Origin of the sequence: Sphingobium sp. Ant17, from assembly GCF_000588875.1 — a bacterium.
Lineage (GTDB): Bacteria > Pseudomonadota > Alphaproteobacteria > Sphingomonadales > Sphingomonadaceae > Sphingobium.
In genome coordinates, this window is the sequence record NZ_JEMV01000086.1 from 1 (window position 1) to 15,016 (window position 15,016).

The following is a 15,016-nucleotide window of genomic DNA, read 5'->3' on the forward strand; positions in this document are numbered from 1 at the left end:
CCTTGCAAACTTGCCGCAACGCCTTCTAAAGGCGCTCCTCCGGTCGGGACGTAGCGCAGCCTGGTAGCGCATCACACTGGGGGTGTGGGGGTCGGAGGTTCGAATCCTCTCGTCCCGACCAAGATTTTCGGAAAATTGCGGCCGTCCGGGGGACGGACGCCCGAAAATCTCCCAAGCGCAAACGCGCGAGGCGATATTCAGCATCGATAGCGAATTGAATGTGCGGCGAAAGCTGCTTGCTTCGCCCATGTGCGCGCGAAGTAATACCATCCGTCCGTGATGCTGACTCACGTGGGGGATTCCCAAAGCGGCGAAACTATGAATCTATGTCTTCGGGTTGGAGGGCATTGTCATGGGTGCAGCGATTGGATTGCGAGACGACTTTGATGCAGCGGGCTTGAGGCGACTGGCGCGGACGACAAAAGAGCGCGAACCAGGGACGCCCGACTGCTAGCTTTTGGCGGAAAATCTATGATGGCGCGAACCGCAGCGATGCCGCGCGCATCGGCGGAGTGACCCTGCAGATCGTGCGGGATTGGGTGGTGCGGTTCAACGCCCGAGGTCCAGCGGGTCTCCTTGACGGCAAGGCCCCCAGGCAAGCCGCCCTTGCTGAATGATACCCAGCGCCAAGCGCTCGCGGAGGTCGTTGAAAGTGGACCGATACCAGCGATCCATGGAGTTGTGCGTTGGCGGCTGATCGACCTGGCGCGGTGGCTTCATGACGAATTTGGGGTGTCTCTGACGGAAACGACCGTAGGGCGAGAGTTTGAAAAAAGCTGGGCTATGTGAAAATTTGACGGCACGCCCCACGTCACCATGCCCCAGAACGAATATGCGATGGAGGACTTTCAAAAAGGGGGCTTTGCAGCCGAGCTGGCAAAGATCAAAGCCGCTCTCCCCGCGCGACACGCCCCATAGAGGTATGGTTCCAGGACGAGGCCCGTATCGGCCAGAAAAACAAGATCACCCGCCGCTGGGCCAGGCGCGGCACCCGGCCTTCAGCGCCCAAGGATCAGAGGACCAAATCAGCCTACATCTTCGGCGCTATCTGCCCTGAGCTTGGTAAGGGCGCTGGCTTGGTCCTGCCCTTCTGTAATACCCAGACCATGTCGCTGCACCTGGCGGAGATATCGCTCGCTATCGAACCAGGTGCCCACGGCGTGCTGCTGATGGATCAGGCCGGATGGCACATGACCGGGAAGCTGGAAGTACCCGATAATATCAGCATCGTTCCGCTGCCGCCAAAATGTCCTGAACTCAACCCGGTCGAAAATATCTGGCAGTTCATGCGCGATAACTGGCTATCCAACCGCATCTTCACGTCCCACGACAACATCGTAGACCTTTGCTGCGAAGCCTGGAACAGGCTGATCGATCAGCCCTGGCGCATCATGACAATTGGACGCCGCAAATGGGCACGTGGGTCGTGATCAATGCAGGTTGGTATGACATCGCGCTTCCTCCACTTTAATGGCACCACATAATATGATCGTTTGCATGGGGGTGGTCCATGCCATCAAATGGGCGGTCCAGCGCTCCCGCTGCATGACACTTGAGAGCGTCTCGGGATTAAGCGATAATGCCATCATCACGTTGCCTGCCATGGCAGCATGATCAACCCGGCTTAGCCGGAGATCGCCAAGGCTACGCCAGCGAACCTACACCATCAGGTGGGACACGATCCGATGCAGGCAAGAAGAGGGGACATCGCCGTTGTCCGGAGCCTGACTGGGCGCAGTTCCACCGCGAATTGAAGCGTACGCAGGTAACATTGCAGGTGCTGTGGGACGAGTACGTTGCGGAGCATCCCAGCGGCTATCGATATAGCCGATTTTGCGAAATGTATAGCAGCTGGGCCATGAAGTTGCCGGTTAGGCCCAGTGACCTCATAGGTCGAAAAACGGCCAACTTGGGGAACGGATCGGAAACGATCCGCGCGGTTGACTGTTGCGTTCGGATATTCGAATGTTGTGAGCAGGCGGGCCGGAGACGACAATGTCGGTGGTGAGTATATCGGAGACGGACGAGGATCTGGCCGGACGCTGGAGTTTGGTCTTCGAAGACTTCGCGCTTTTGAACGCAAAGTCTGCGGCGACCCAGCTCGGCTTTGCCGCGCAGCTGCTCCTGTACCGTATGACGGGACGCTTTGGTCGCGATGCCGGCGAGTTTCCGGATACCGTGGTTACGTATCTTGCCGAGCAGATCGGAGCATCGCCTGCAGAGCTTGAGGGCTATGACTGGCTCGGCCGATCGGGGCGACGGCATCGTGCCGATATTCTCGACCATTTGGGATTTCGCCGGGCGCGCCGACAAGACATGCAGGCAGCTGCTGCGTGGACTGGCTCCGAGCTTTGCCAGTTGGGCTTGCCCGCTTCCGGGATGATGGACCGTCTTCTTGGCTGGTTCGTCGCGCACCGGATTGCGGCGCCTGAGGAAGAAGCGTTGACGGCGCTGATCACCACGGCCCGTCGCGGGTTCGAGGATCAGGTGCTGGAGAAGATTGCCTCGTTTGTATCGTCCGAGCACGGGGAACGGCTTGATGCTTCGCTCGCCGATGAGGAAGGCGTCACAGGTTTTTCGGGACTGAAAGCGGATCCCGGGCAGCCCAATATTGACAACATACTGATAGCGGCACGCAGGCTTGCCTTTGTGAAGCAGCATGTGTTGCCCTTGGAGGCTTTGCCGGATTTGCGAGATCCCATTGCGCGGATTCTTCGCCGCAGAGCGATCAACGAGACCGCCTGGACGATGCGCCGGCACCCTGATGGCCGACGCTACGCGCTGTTCGGGCTTTTCCTGGCGCACCGGGAACGCGAACTCACAGACGGGCTGATCGACCTGCTGATCGAAATTGTCCACACGATCGGCAGCCGGGCTCGCAACCGGGTGCTCAAGGCGTTCGTGACCGAAGTCGAGCGGGTTCACGGCAAAGAGGGACTGCTGGTCCGGATTGCCGAGGCGGCCTGTCTTCAGCCCGAAGGCATGGTGTGCGATGTCGTGTTTCCGGCAGCGGGCGGCGCCGATGTGCTGGCGGCGATCGTGCGAGAGCATAAGGCGTCGGACGGTTTCGAGCGGCGCGTTCACCGGGTGCTGCGCGTCTCGTATCTGCGTCATTATCGGCGCATGCTTCCGGCGGTATTGGGTGTGTTGGAATTCCGTTCGAATAACCTGGTGCATCGCCTGGTGCTCGATGCGGTCGACTGGCTGCGCCGGACGAGTGGCAGCCGGCGCGTCCTCCGGCCTGAGGACGGCGTGCCGCTGGACGGTGTCGTGCCCCCCCAAATGGCGCGACCTGGTCGTGGAAAAGGACGACGACGGGCGTCCGCGGATCAACCGCATCAACTATGAGATCTGCGTACTGACCGCGTTACGCGAGCGTCTGCGCTGCAAGGAAATCTTGGTGGTGGGCGCGGACCGCTACCGTAATCCTGACGACGATTTGCCACGGGATTTCGAAACACGCCGCGCAGACTGTTATCTTCTTCGGCAAGGGCGGTGAGATCGCCACCAACCGCCGGGAGGATCAGGAGTTGTCAGTGCTGGCGCTCCATTTGCTGCAGAATTGCCTGGTCTATGTGAACACGCGGATGCTGCAGCGGGTCCTGGATGCACCGAGCACTGCCACGAAGATATGGGCATCACGGATCTCGCCAGTCAGCCGGTCGACCACGATCCCGATCTTTCCCCGGCATAATCGACGAACAGCTTCTCCCCAGGTGTATGGTTCTGCCGCAGGATAGCTGTGTGGTCGGCGCGGAGCCGAGTCAGAAGAGTCGTTTCGGATTGACCAGCAAGTCGGCTTGCTTCGCCAGAACGGCGAAACACTCTCGACGATAGAAGATGCGATCGTTCGTGGTTCAGTTGAAGCTGTCGGCGGTAACGTTGCACAAGCGGTCAGAGAATTGGGGCTGACGCATCTGCAATTCGCTTTCAGGGTTGCGAAGATGCGTCGTCACAGCTAGCCTTGCTTTTGATTTTGTTGCAATGACTTGCATAATATGCAAAGAGACTTCCTTCTGTGCATAAAGGGCAGGGGGAGAGTGAAGCCGTGAAACTGGGAGATATCGGGTGCGTTCGGTAGCGATTGTAGGCGCCAATCTAGCGGGTGGGCGAGCGGCGGAAGCGCTGCGGCAAGTAGGGTTCGACGGTCGGATCACTCTGATCGGTGAAGAGCCCTGGAGGCCCTATGAGCGCCCGCCGCTGTCCAAGGAGTTCCTGTGGAATCCAGCCGAAATGTCGGACAACTTTTTCCTGCAGGATGAAAACTGGTACTCCGACAACCGGATCGACATGCTGCTCAGCACCCGTGCCGAAGCGATTGATTTGAATGCGGGCGGCGTGCGCCTCTCGGGTGGCCAATTGGTCGCTGCCGACAAGGTTCTGCTGGCGACTGGAGGGCACGCCCGCAAGCTCAATCTGGCCGGAGCCGATTGCGTCAACGTACATTATCTGCGCACCCGGGACGATGCCGCCAGGATGGCCCTCGACCTTCGTCAAGGCGCACGGGTGGTGATCGTTGGCATGGGCGTGATCGGAGCCGAAGTGGCTGCTAGCGCGATCAAGCTTGGCTGCGAAGTAACTGCGGTAGAACCGTTGGCGGGTCCGATGGAACGGGCACTGGGCAAACGTTTCGGTCAGTGGCTGGGCGAGGAGCACCGCAAGCGCGGGGTCAAGACCCATTTCAACCGGGGCGTAACGGGTTTCAAGTTCGCGGACGGCCGCGTATCCGCAGTCGAGATCGACGACGGCACCGTCATCCCTTGTGATGCCGTCGTCGTTGGGGTGGGGATCATTCCTGCCACCTCGCTCGCGGTCGATGCCGGGTTGACTGTAAACAATGGGATCGTCGTCGACCGTCGATGCCAGACCAGCAATAAGGCGATATTTGCCGCCGGTGACGTCGCCGAGCAGGACGGTTTTTTTGGCGGTCGCTTCCGGCAGGAAACCTATCAGAACGCTTCCGACCAGGCCCAAGCGGCGGCCTCGGCGATGCTTGGTCACGAAGTCGATTACTGCAAGCCCATGTGGTACTGGAGCGACCAGTTCGATTTGAACATCCAGTTCTGCGGGCAAATTCCGGCACAGGCCGAGGTCGTCCTTCGCGGCGATATCGAAAGCAACGCTTTCGTCGCTTTGTTTTTGTCCGGCAATACAATTGATGGCCTGCTGACTGTCAACCGCGCGCCCGATATGGGCATTGGCAAGCGGTTGGTCGAACGGAGGACGAAGGCGAGCGCCGACCGGCTTGCGGATGCAGACGTGTCTCTGCGCGAATTGCTTATGCAGTCTGCTCGATAGCGCGTCGGCGGCGGGGGGCCTTATCCGATCCCGCCGCCCGCGACGAAGAGTGTCTGCCCGGTGAGGTAGGAGGCCTCCTGAGAGGCGAAAAAACAAATTGCAGCGGCCAGTTCATCGGGTTCGCCGAAGCGGAGCATAGGGGTGTCGCGCAAGGTCTGCTCCATCACTCCTGCAAAACCCGCCTTGAACGCATCGCTCATGGGTTCGGGATCGCGTGGGGTGACCCGTCACAGGTTCATTTAGTGCCTCAGAGCCGGAACACCGTTGCACGATGGGCAGCCAAGCGGCGCGACGATGCACAGGCACTAGAACCGCAGAGGCAGCGGTCAGCCTGGAAGGCCCCATCGCGGCAGCGCTGCGCGTGGTACATGGGCCAGGCTCCCGATCAGATCGGTGCCGAACATACGCTGTTCCTCGACCATCCCAGCGCATCTGGCTCGTCGACTTCCAAAACAGCTCAACAGGAATCTGCACTGGAGAGTTATCATGAGCACACGATCGAGATGGTCTTCGCCAAGCTCAAGCATCTGCTGCGAAAGGCCGGTGAGCGCACACGGGAAGGGTTATGGAACCGGGTCGGCTCCCTCCTCGACGACTTCCCGCCACACCAATGCAAAAACTACTTGCGACATCCCGGATACGCTACCGTCAGATCACAAACCGCTAATTCGGACACCGCTGGTTTCCAGTTCAGCGACAAAGCGGCGGTCAAAGCAGCGACTCCGTCCTTGGCGGCGGGATAGGGAGTCTTGTTCACGCCGCGCGTGGCCACTGAACCGATATTTACGACTGAACCGCGCCCGGCCGCGAGCATGTACGGCAACACCGCATGGCGGCACCAAAGTGTCGGCCACACCGAGCGGTTGATTTCGGCACAAATCTCGTCGGGGGTAGAATCCCAATAGGGCTTAGCCCAGATCGTACCACAGACATTGTGGACCGCCACGTCGATTTGGCCGAATTGATCTGCAACCGTCCGGTACAGTTCGGTCGCTCCCTCGCATTTCTCGAGGTCGAAGATGGCGGCATGAACATCGCAGCCATTGTCCCGCAGGCGATCGACCGTAGCCTGCGTAGCGTCAGCCGCTCGGTCGGCAATGATCACGATGGCGCCTTCCTCAGCCATACGCCTGGCTGGGGCTAGCCCGATGCCTTGAGCGCCAGCGGTCACAACCGCGATCTGGTTGTCGAACGGCTTGGCAGAAGTCATGATGTTGCTCCTCCTTTATTCACATTCCTGCAACGAAACGCAAGGCTGGGAGGTTGCCTTTCCTATATTCACGATCTATATCGAGAACGGAAATGCGTTGCGCAATGTCAAATGATTAGGCGCTGCAGCGGCGATCACCGGACCGGATTTGAGGAGAGAAACGAAATGGCCCGTACACTCATGAAACCAGACGACGTCAAAGGTGCCTGGGCGATTATTCCCACTCCGGCGAAGGATGATGCTCGGATTGGCGCGCGACAAAGACAGTTGACCTCGATGAGACAGCGCGTGTGGTTAATGGCCTGATCGATGCAGGGATCAACGGAATTCTCAGTATGGGGACGCTTGGCGAAGCGGCGACCATGACCCACGACGAAAAGCTCGATTTCATAAAGGCGCTGGTCGATGCAGCAGCCGGCCGAGTGCCGATTTTCGTTGGCACCACCTGCCTCAACACGCGCGACACTATCGCGTTGACACGTCAAGCGCTTGATATTGGTGCCGATGGCACGATGCTGGGAGTTCCGATGTGGTGCGCGCCAAGCGTTGATGTTGCGGTGCAGTTCTACAAGGATTTAGCTGAAGCCGTGCCTGAGATGAACATTGCCATCTATGCCAATCCCGAAGCCTTCAAGTTCGATTTTCCACGCTCGTTCTGGGCTCAGGTGGCGGAGATTCCCCAAGTCGTCACGGCGAAATACATTGGCGTCGCTCACTTGCTGCCGGACCTTGCAGCCATTCGGGGACGGATCAAGCTGCTGCCGATCGACTTCGACTACTACGGCGCAGCTCGTATGGACGAATCGATCGACGCCTTTTGGTCGAGCGGTGCCGTGTGTGACCCGCTGGTGACCACGACATTGCGCGACCTTGTGTCGCAAGCGCGCGCTACCGGTGATTGGAGCGCGGCGCGGGCATTTATGGGCCGACTCGGCCCAACGGCAGCGCCGCTGTTCCCTAACGGCAGCTTCAAGGAATTCTCGACCTACAACATCGCGCTCGAAAAGGCGCGCATGAACGCAGGCGGCTGGATGAACGCCGGTCCGGTCCGCCCGCCCTACCATCTTTGCCCCGAACCCTACCTCGAGGCGCGCGCCTTTCGGGCAGAATGTGGGCCGAACTTGGCAAGGCGCTCGCAGCCGAAAAATGAGATAAGCGCGAAAATTGGGAGAAAGCGAGTGACGGACTGAGGTGTTGGGTTGGACGGCTCCCAACGGCATCGCGATGTGCCAGAGTGAGTTTGTTAGAGGACTCATTCGAGGGAGCCGGCCATGGAACAGATTACCCGCATAGGCATGGACACGTCAAAGAACGTTTTTCAGCTGCATGGCGTTGATGCGGCAGACAGGCCGATCCTGCGCAAGAGGCTGACGCGACGGAAAATGGTCGAGTTCTTCGAGGAGTTGCCGCCGACCGTTGTCGCCATTGAGGCTTGTGGCAGCGCGCATTACTGGGCGCGTCTTCTTGGTTCTTTTGGCCACGAGGTAAAGTTGATCGCGCCGCAACTGGTGAAACCATACGTCAAGCGCGGCAAGAACGATGCAGCGGATGCTTAAGCCCTGTGCGAGGCAATGAGCCGCCCGACGATGCGGTTCGTGCCGACGAAGAGTGCCGACCAGCAGGCGGCGCTCATGCTTGTGGGCATGCGCACCAGGCTCATCAAAAAACGCACCCAGCTTGCCAACGCGATCCGAGGCTTCGCTGCGGAATTCGGGATCACCGCAGCAACGGGCATGTGCCGGATCGAACCCCTGCTCGATCGCATCGCGGCTGACGAACGACTTCCCGAACTTGCGCGCGAACTGTTCGCGCTTCACGGTCAGGAATACGCGCAGCTTCTGCACGAGATCGAGCGGGTCGAGGCCAAGCTTATGGAATGGCATCGCAACGACGAATGCAGCCAGCGGCTCGCAAATATCCCCGGGATCGGTCCGATCGGCGCATCCCTGCTGATGATGAAAGCTCCTGACCCGCGCATGTTCAAGTCCGGGCGAGACTTTGCGGCCTGGATCGGCTTGACCCCTAAAGATCACTCGACTGCCGGCAAAGTCAGGCTCGGAGGCATCACGCGAGCTGGCGATGAACTCTTACGGAGCACGTTGGTGGTCGGAGCCACCGCCGTCGTCCAGCATGTCCGTCGCAGCGGCGGCAGGAATGCCTCGCCTTGGCTGCTGGGATTGCTAGAACGGAAAAAGCCGAAGCTCGTCGCAGTGGCGCTCGCCAACAAGATCGCGCGCATTGCCTGGAAACTGATGGTAAGCGGTGAGGGGTATCGAAGAGCAGATTTAGGCGCACCAACGGTTGCCGCGTGAGAGATCGGCCTGATACGATGAGCAAATTTGACGCTATCGTACTGAGCTGATGCCAGATCTTGCAAGAGAAGAGCAGATGGTGCGATCGATCGATCCAAGGCGTGTGGCATTCCTTCGGGACCAATGGCTGTTCGAAGCCGCTGAGGTGTTAGGAACTCACGCTGCGGAAACCATCTTGGCCAGCGACCATGTGCGGTTGCACCCAAAGGCCGGACATATGGACGCAAGCGATCCGATCAAATTTTTCCGCTCAGCCCTTGCAAGAGGGAGCCGTCCACATATGGTGCCGCCTTCTTGGATAGTTTGGCGGCGAAGTTAAGCTAATCCCGGGTGTGATTATGCCGCCAGTTTGGTCACCAGATCATGGGGGGGGCATGCCCCCCCCCCCATGATCTGGAGCGACGATCCGCCTATAGGCCTCGGCCGGGGTTCGCCCTGCCAGTCCGAGTGAGATCGCCGCGTGTTGTACAGCAAGGCGACGGAACGCCCACGATACCGATATCCGCGAAGTTCTTTATCCTTGGCACTCTTGGTCGGGGCGCCATGTTCACATTCATGAGGTCATAGGACGGGCGAGCGGGGAAGTTCTCCGCTGCAGTTCGGCAGGATCGGCGTCGGAGCGCTGGCTTGAGATTCCGGTGTGGATGTTCGACCGTTTGACCTGCTCGACCTTGCACATCTGCGTTGCACCTTACGTCGATATCGCTGCGCTGAGTGATTTGGCGAGGTTGCTGCACGCGGCGCTGCCCATTTCGGGCGCAGCATCGGGATCTCACGACTCGCATCGGGGAGATATAGAGGTGGCCGGGTTTGTCTGAACAGGGATCGGCAACGGGTAAGTGGATCGTCTGCCGGGTTCCTTGCCGTGCCAATATGGGGCGTCATGCAGGGAGGGCGTAGCCTACTGGAGTGACGCCCCATATTGGTTGCCAACTTAGCTTCGCTGGCCTTTGGCTCATGCTGCAATCATTACCGGCAGGTTGTCAAAATACGCCTGATCCGGCGTCCTGGCGGCGAGGCTCGAATGTGGCCTCCTGCCATTGTAGAAGCTCAGATAACGACCGATCGACTCGCGGGCTTCGCTGACCCCGCCGTAGGCGCGGAGGTAAACCTCCTCATATTTCACCGAGCGCCACAGGCGCTCGACCATCACATTGTCGCGCCAGGCGCCCCGGCCATCCATGCTGATGGCGATTTCCTCGCGCAGCAGCACGCTGGTGAAGGCGTGGCTGGTGAACTGGCTTCTGTGGTTGCCGCCCGTGGTGCAAGAAGTTTTGATCCGATGCGCGTGTGATCGAGTGCGGTCTTCTGTCAGGCCTTCCTATGCGGCATTTTCAGAAGCCGCAGGCCAGTATGGTGATCTGCGGATCAGGTCCAAATCTACTTCCCGAGCTTTATTGCCCTTAGCCGATTACTGGTTTTCCTAATCCAGATCTGTTCGATCATTTTGCCCATTCGGGTCGTCGCCTTCTCACACCCCCTTCATCCGACGTCAGATAGATTATGCAGCGTGTCGATCATGCTGCTGCCACCTGCGCCGAATCTCGATAATCCTCATTCTTTGTCAGCAGAGCCCATATCGTCCGCGCCATCCTGTTGGCCAGCGCGATCGCGACAAGCATCCTTGGCTTTCGCGCCGCGATGCGTGCTAGCCACGAGCCTTCCGGGATCGATTTCCGGCCGAGCCAATTCAGGCGGGACATTGCTCCAATAATCAGAAGTCTGCGGATATCGCTCTGCCCCGCCTTTGATACCCGACCGAGCCGTTCTTTACCGCCTGAGGAAAATTGGCGTGGGACGAGGCCAAGCCAGGCGGCAAAGTCGCGGCCGCAGCGGAAGCACTCCATCGATGGAGCAAAGGCTTCAACGGCTAAGGCGGTCAATGGACCAATTCCGGGTATCGTCTGCAAGCGCCGTGCAATATCTGCTTTAGCTGCGAGAGCCTTGATCTTCGCCGTCCGGGCATCAATGCGAACCGTCTTCTCCGCAATCTGCTTCATCAGATCATCGCACTCGTTGCGCATCAGTTCGGGCAGGTCGCTGTTTGGTTCATCCAGGATGCCTTTGATTTTGCCGAGCTGGTGAAGTCCCTGCGGAACGACATGGCCAAATTCGTAGAGGCACTGTAGCGCGACGATTACGGAGTCCGGTCGGCGTCAATTATGATGGCCGATAGGTGGCCGCGCCGGTTGGTGAATTCTGGCTACCATTTGCTGTTGCGGGGAGCAACCGTCGAGCGACAATTACGACGCTGGGTAATTGTCGCTGACGCTGGCCAGAAGCGAGGGTCTGAAGCGCATGGGATGGTTGGCATGTAATTGCCGCTGGCGACAATTACCCGTTGCCTCAGCAAGGGTGCTCCCGAGCGCGAAGCCAGCGACAATTATGATGGCCGGTCCGGGGCGCCATTCGGCGGGTCGTAATCGCCGGCGTTGATACGGGCGACGGCGGAACGTTTGCGGTAGCTTTCGCCGTTCATCTCGATGATGGTCGAGTGGTGCACGAGGCGGTCGATCGCGGCGACAGTCATAGCGGGATCAGGGAAGACGTTGTCCCATGCCGAAAATGGCTGGTTGGCGGTAATGGCGAGCGAGTGGCGTTCGTAGCGGTGGGCGATGAGCTCGAACAAGGCGCTGGTCTCGACCTGGTCCTTGCGGACGTAGGACAGATCGTCGAGCACGATGAGATCGAACTTGTCGAGCTTGTCGAGCATGGCGGGTAGGCTGAGGTCGCGGCGCGCGGACTGGAGCTTCTGGACCATGTCGGTGGTGGAGCAGAACAGGACGCGCCGCCCCGTGTCGATGAGGGCATGACCAATGGCGGCAACTGCGTGCGTCTTGCCGGTCCCGCTCTGGCCGAACAGCAGCAGGTTGCCGCCGCTCTCGATCCAGTCGTCACCGGCGGCGAGGGACAAGAGGTGCGGTTTGCGGATGCCGGGGGCGGCGTCGAAATCGAAGGTGGCGAAGGTCTTGCCTGCGGGCAAGCCGGACTGGTCGCGATGGCGCTGGATGCGCCGGGAGGAGCGATCAGCCATCTCGATCTCGAGAAGCGAGGCCAGCAGGTTGGCGGCCGGCCAGCCATCGCGATCGGCGGTGTCGGTGAGGCGCTTCCAGTTGCGGTTGATGCTCGGCAGGCGCAAGGCCTTCAGCAGGGTAGGCAGTACGGCGGCGGCCTGATCCTTGGTGCGGGTCATCAGTGCACCTCCCCGCTGGCGATCAGGCTGTTGTAGCTGTGCAGATCGGGTGGCGGGATAGCGACATCGCGCTGCGATCTTGCGGTTGGCAGGAACTCGTCCCTGAGCGCATCGACATCGGGCAAGCGCCCGCTGTCGAGAGCCTCATCGATCCGCCGGGCCAGCACGTCGACACAGTCGCCCCTGGCGGCGATATCGAGCAGCGCGACGGCATCGCGGCAGGCCTGCCGTCCATCGAGTTGGGCATCGAAGGCTTGCCAGGCCCGCCGGTAGGCGTGATCGGGGAAGAGGGCTTCGCGGTAGACGAGGTTGCGCAGTGCACCGGGCTTGCGGCGCAGGTTACCGATCATGTGCCGGAAATCGATGCTATGCCCCCGGTGGGGATGACTGATCCGCACACGCGGCGTGGACATTACCCTGTCCGGACCGAGGAAGAGCTCGATGCGATCGTCAAAGAGATGCGCGTTGAGGCGCCGTCCGACGAGGCGGGAAGGCACCGAATAGGTAACCCGATCGATGGCGACGGTGCCGTTGCGGGTGACATCGACGGTGACCATGGCGAAATCGGTGGTTCGCCTTGCGGGCAGCGCCTTGAGTACCCTGCGTTCTGCATCGATGCGCGCAGCATGTCGCCGGTTCTGTCTGGCGACCTGCGCCTCAACGAACTCGCGCCAGGCCTCGATGCTGACGAAATCGCGGCTGCCCCGCCGGCGTAAGGCCTGATCGAGCCGTCGCTTGAGATGGGCATGGGGACCTTCGATCGATCCGTTCTCGTGCGCCTCGCCGCGGTTGTTGCGGGTAGCAAGCATGCCGTAATGACGACACAGCTCGTCATAGCTTCGGGTGAAATCCCGCTGCGCATCGGCGTCGAGGTTTTTGTAGGCGGCTGACAGGGAATCGCTGCGGTGTTCGGCCGGCGCACCGCCCAGCTTCCACAACGCATCCTGCAGGTGCTCCGAAAGGGCGGCAAAGCTCTCCCCGCCCAGCACGACAGCCGCATGCTCCCAGCCACTCGCCGCCAAGCGGAAGTGGTAGAGGCGATAGGCTAGGGTCTCGCCGGCAACGGTGACCTTGAGACTGTCGCATACCGTGAAATCCGACAGGCCCTGCCGACCGGGCTCATGATGCTGCGGGAAGAAGATCTCCTTCTCGCCGCCGTGCAGTGCCCGCCAGCGGGCGATCCGGCGTTCAAGTGTTCGTCGTATCGCATCGGGAACAGCATCCTCGCCGAACTCGTCCTGGAGCGTCTCGAAGACCGTGACGGCAATGATACCGTCGATCTGGAGCAACTCCTCGACGCGTGGCCAGAATGGCTCGAGCGGATCGGCGCGGGTGCGCCAGTGGCGCTCCTTCTTCTTCTGGGACGGAAGCTGCGGATCGTTCTCGATCCGGCGTGCGCTGCGCTCGCTGATACCGGCCTTGGCAGCCGCGACGGCCTGGGTGTGTTGGCGACGATGGGTCATGAAGAGAAATACCTGCTGATCGGAAATGTGGTGGCCCGGCATCGCAAACCCATCGCTCGTTGTTCGATGAGTGTTCCGATACCACCGCCCGCCACAGCCCCGATCAGCCCCCCGAAAGAAGGGGRAAAAAAGATCGCCATCGGTTGTCTGGTCCGCTCTCCGGTCGGGGCTACGCCCCTCCCCTACGATCAGCCCAGACAACCGATCCTACGGCCATCATAGTTGCCGCTCAACCGGCCATCGTAGTTGTCGCCACGCAGGCTGTTCCGCTGCATTCACACCGTGCAGCTGAAAGAGATGTTTTGGCGCTTACGCTGTATTGTCAACGGCGGTCAGATTCCAGGCCACCGGGGCGGAGTAAAAGCAGGCCACTGTTGATGCGGGCCTGACGATATGAAGAGGCCCCGATCGGGGCCTCTTCATATCGTTTTCGTCATTGATCAGGTGGCGGTGATCTCGCCAGTGTCCGGGTCGACGACCGGAGTGGCCTGGTTTTGCTCCGCCCCGGCAGCACGGCGGCGGGCGGACTGCTTAAGGCGGTAGCTATCGCCGTTCATGGCCAGGATGCTGACGTGGTGCGTGAGCCGATCGAGCAGCGCGCCGGTGAGCCGCTCGGATCCCAGGACCTGCGTCCAGTCCTCGAACGGCAGGTTGGATGTGACGATCGTTGATCCCCGCTCATAGCGCTGCGAGAAGGTCTCGAACAGCAGTTCAGCGCCTGTGGGCGAGAGGGGAACATAGCCCAGTTCATCGACGATCAGCAGCTTCACCGCCGCAAGATCGCGCTGCATCTTGAGCAGTCGCTTTTCGTCCCTCGCCTCCATCAGCTGGTTGACCAGGGCAGCGGCGGTCGTGAACGCGACCGTGAAGCCTTTCTGGCAAGCCGCCAGTCCCAGCGCGAGCGCTACATGTGTCTTGCCGGTGCCGCTATTGCCCAGCGCGATGATATTTTCCCGCCGCAGGATGTATTCGCAGCGTGCCAGCTCCAGCACGAGCATTTTGTTGAGGCCTGGAATGGCCGTGAAGTCGAACGTGTCGAAGCTTTTCACCGCCGGGAACCGCGCAGCCCGGATCCGGCGCTCCACAGTGCGGCGCTCACGATCGATCAGCTCAAGTTCGATGAGGCGAAGCAGGTATCGGCTATGATCAACCCCGTCGCGTGCGCATTCACGGGCCAGCTTCTCATATTCCCGTAGCACTGTAGGAATGTTTGAGCTGCTTGAGATGATGCGCGAGCAGAACCTGCGGCGTCCCCGCCATGGTGCCGGTSGGCATCTTGYCCTCTGCGAYCYGGTTCATGCCGCCAACTCCTGAGATGKTTGGGCACGAGCGCGGCATAGTCGGCGGCACGCGTCGTCTTCACGTCCATTTTCGGCAGGTGGGGATAGCTGCCAGGTCCAGGCGGGCGGGCCGCCGTTCGATGCGCGCCAGCGCGATCTGCTTGACCGCATCGAAGCCGATTGCGCCGATACAGATCGCCTCGTTCACCGCGAAGGTGACGATCTCCATCGGTATCGCCTCCAACAGGCGCAGGATCTGG

Annotated in this window: 8 protein-coding genes, 1 tRNA gene and 9 pseudogenes; 9 read left to right on the forward strand and 9 right to left on the reverse strand. The window is 60.4% G+C overall.

Going from position 1 to position 15,016, the window contains the following annotated elements; translation table 11 throughout:
• Positions 1 to 44 precede the first annotated feature (44 nt).
• Positions 45 to 121: transfer RNA gene (locus BF95_RS22390), tRNA-Pro, on the forward strand.
• Between the two features lie 231 nt (positions 122 to 352).
• A pseudogene (locus BF95_RS26765) lies at positions 353 to 1,430 on the forward strand (IS630 family transposase).
• Here the strand turns inward: BF95_RS26765 and BF95_RS27970 are convergent.
• Positions 1,431 to 1,604, reverse strand: a complete 174-nt coding sequence (locus tag BF95_RS27970; RefSeq protein WP_161774392.1) for a hypothetical protein — start codon at positions 1,602 to 1,604, stop codon at positions 1,431 to 1,433.
• A gap of 83 nt (positions 1,605 to 1,687) precedes the next feature.
• On the opposite strand from BF95_RS27970, the pseudogene BF95_RS29830 reads away from it, so the two are divergent.
• From BF95_RS29830 to BF95_RS22405, 4 genes and pseudogenes are all read left to right on the forward strand, one after another.
• Positions 1,688 to 1,873 (forward strand): annotated as a pseudogene (locus BF95_RS29830) (IS21 family transposase); the annotation flags it as partial.
• Between the two features lie 122 nt (positions 1,874 to 1,995).
• Positions 1,996 to 2,454, forward strand: a pseudogene (locus BF95_RS31235) (DUF4158 domain-containing protein); the annotation flags it as partial.
• Positions 2,455 to 3,449: 995 nt separating this feature from the next.
• Positions 3,450 to 3,740 (forward strand): Tn3 family transposase, encoded by a 291-nt coding sequence (locus BF95_RS31240; protein WP_409994519.1) that lies wholly within the window; start codon positions 3,450 to 3,452, stop codon positions 3,738 to 3,740.
• Positions 3,741 to 4,068: 328 nt separating this feature from the next.
• Positions 4,069 to 5,298, forward strand: coding sequence for an NAD(P)/FAD-dependent oxidoreductase (locus tag BF95_RS22405; protein ID WP_019054263.1), 1,230 nt, complete (start codon positions 4,069 to 4,071; stop codon positions 5,296 to 5,298).
• A 20-nt stretch (positions 5,299 to 5,318) separates the two neighbouring features.
• Here BF95_RS22405 and BF95_RS22410 read toward each other — a convergent pair whose 3' ends face one another.
• Positions 5,319 to 5,498 (reverse strand): SDR family oxidoreductase, encoded by a 180-nt coding sequence (locus BF95_RS22410; RefSeq protein WP_026149929.1) that lies wholly within the window; start codon positions 5,496 to 5,498, stop codon positions 5,319 to 5,321.
• A 297-nt stretch (positions 5,499 to 5,795) separates the two neighbouring features.
• On the opposite strand from BF95_RS22410, the pseudogene BF95_RS29835 reads away from it, so the two are divergent.
• Positions 5,796 to 5,945: pseudogene (locus tag BF95_RS29835) on the forward strand (IS630 family transposase); the annotation flags it as partial.
• Here BF95_RS29835 and BF95_RS26780 read toward each other — a convergent pair.
• The gene (locus BF95_RS26780; RefSeq protein ID WP_081764269.1) at positions 5,918 to 6,508 is read right to left on the reverse strand and encodes an SDR family NAD(P)-dependent oxidoreductase; all 591 of its coding nucleotides are present in this window, start codon (positions 6,506 to 6,508) and stop codon (positions 5,918 to 5,920) included. The pseudogene BF95_RS29835 and the gene BF95_RS26780 overlap by 28 nt on opposite strands.
• A gap of 180 nt (positions 6,509 to 6,688) precedes the next feature.
• On the opposite strand from BF95_RS26780, the pseudogene BF95_RS22425 reads away from it, so the two are divergent.
• Positions 6,689 to 7,658, forward strand: a pseudogene (locus tag BF95_RS22425) (dihydrodipicolinate synthase family protein).
• 121 nt (positions 7,659 to 7,779) lie between these two features.
• Positions 7,780 to 8,820: pseudogene (locus BF95_RS22430) on the forward strand (IS110 family transposase).
• Positions 8,821 to 9,775: 955 nt separating this feature from the next.
• Here the strand turns inward: BF95_RS22430 and BF95_RS22435 are convergent.
• From BF95_RS22435 to BF95_RS22460, 6 genes and pseudogenes are all read right to left on the reverse strand, one after another.
• Positions 9,776 to 10,063, reverse strand: a pseudogene (locus BF95_RS22435) (integrase core domain-containing protein); the annotation flags it as partial.
• A 274-nt stretch (positions 10,064 to 10,337) separates the two neighbouring features.
• The gene (locus BF95_RS22440) at positions 10,338 to 10,958 is read right to left on the reverse strand and encodes an IS110 family transposase (RefSeq protein ID WP_200867041.1); all 621 of its coding nucleotides are present in this window, start codon (positions 10,956 to 10,958) and stop codon (positions 10,338 to 10,340) included.
• Positions 10,959 to 11,203: 245 nt separating this feature from the next.
• Entirely contained in the window at positions 11,204 to 12,013 is an 810-nt protein-coding gene (gene istB / locus BF95_RS22445; protein WP_043153175.1) for an IS21-like element helper ATPase IstB, read from the reverse strand.
• Entirely contained in the window at positions 12,013 to 13,518 is a 1,506-nt protein-coding gene (istA, locus tag BF95_RS22450; protein ID WP_043153177.1) for an IS21 family transposase, read from the reverse strand. Before istA ends, istB (BF95_RS22445) begins: the two co-directional genes overlap by 1 nt.
• A gap of 398 nt (positions 13,519 to 13,916) precedes the next feature.
• A pseudogene (gene istB / locus BF95_RS22455) lies at positions 13,917 to 14,775 on the reverse strand (IS21-like element helper ATPase IstB).
• 22 nt (positions 14,776 to 14,797) lie between these two features.
• Positions 14,798 to 15,016, reverse strand: a pseudogene (locus BF95_RS22460) (IS21 family transposase); the annotation flags it as partial.

What these genes read in the sequence shown, in the direction of transcription:
- BF95_RS27970 (WP_161774392.1), bottom strand. Translation starts at nt 1,604, where the DNA reads ATGGCAGGCAACGTGATGATGGCATTATCGCTTAATCCCGAGACGCTC.
- BF95_RS22410 (WP_026149929.1), bottom strand. Translation starts at nt 5,498, where the DNA reads ATGAGCGATGCGTTCAAGGCGGGTTTTGCAGGAGTGATGGAGCAGACC.
- BF95_RS26780 (WP_081764269.1), bottom strand. Translation starts at nt 6,508, where the DNA reads ATGACTTCTGCCAAGCCGTTCGACAACCAGATCGCGGTTGTGACCGCT.
- istB (WP_043153175.1), bottom strand. Translation starts at nt 12,013, where the DNA reads ATGACCCGCACCAAGGATCAGGCCGCCGCCGTACTGCCTACCCTGCTG.
- istA (WP_043153177.1), bottom strand. Translation starts at nt 13,518, where the DNA reads ATGCCGGGCCACCACATTTCCGATCAGCAGGTATTTCTCTTCATGACC.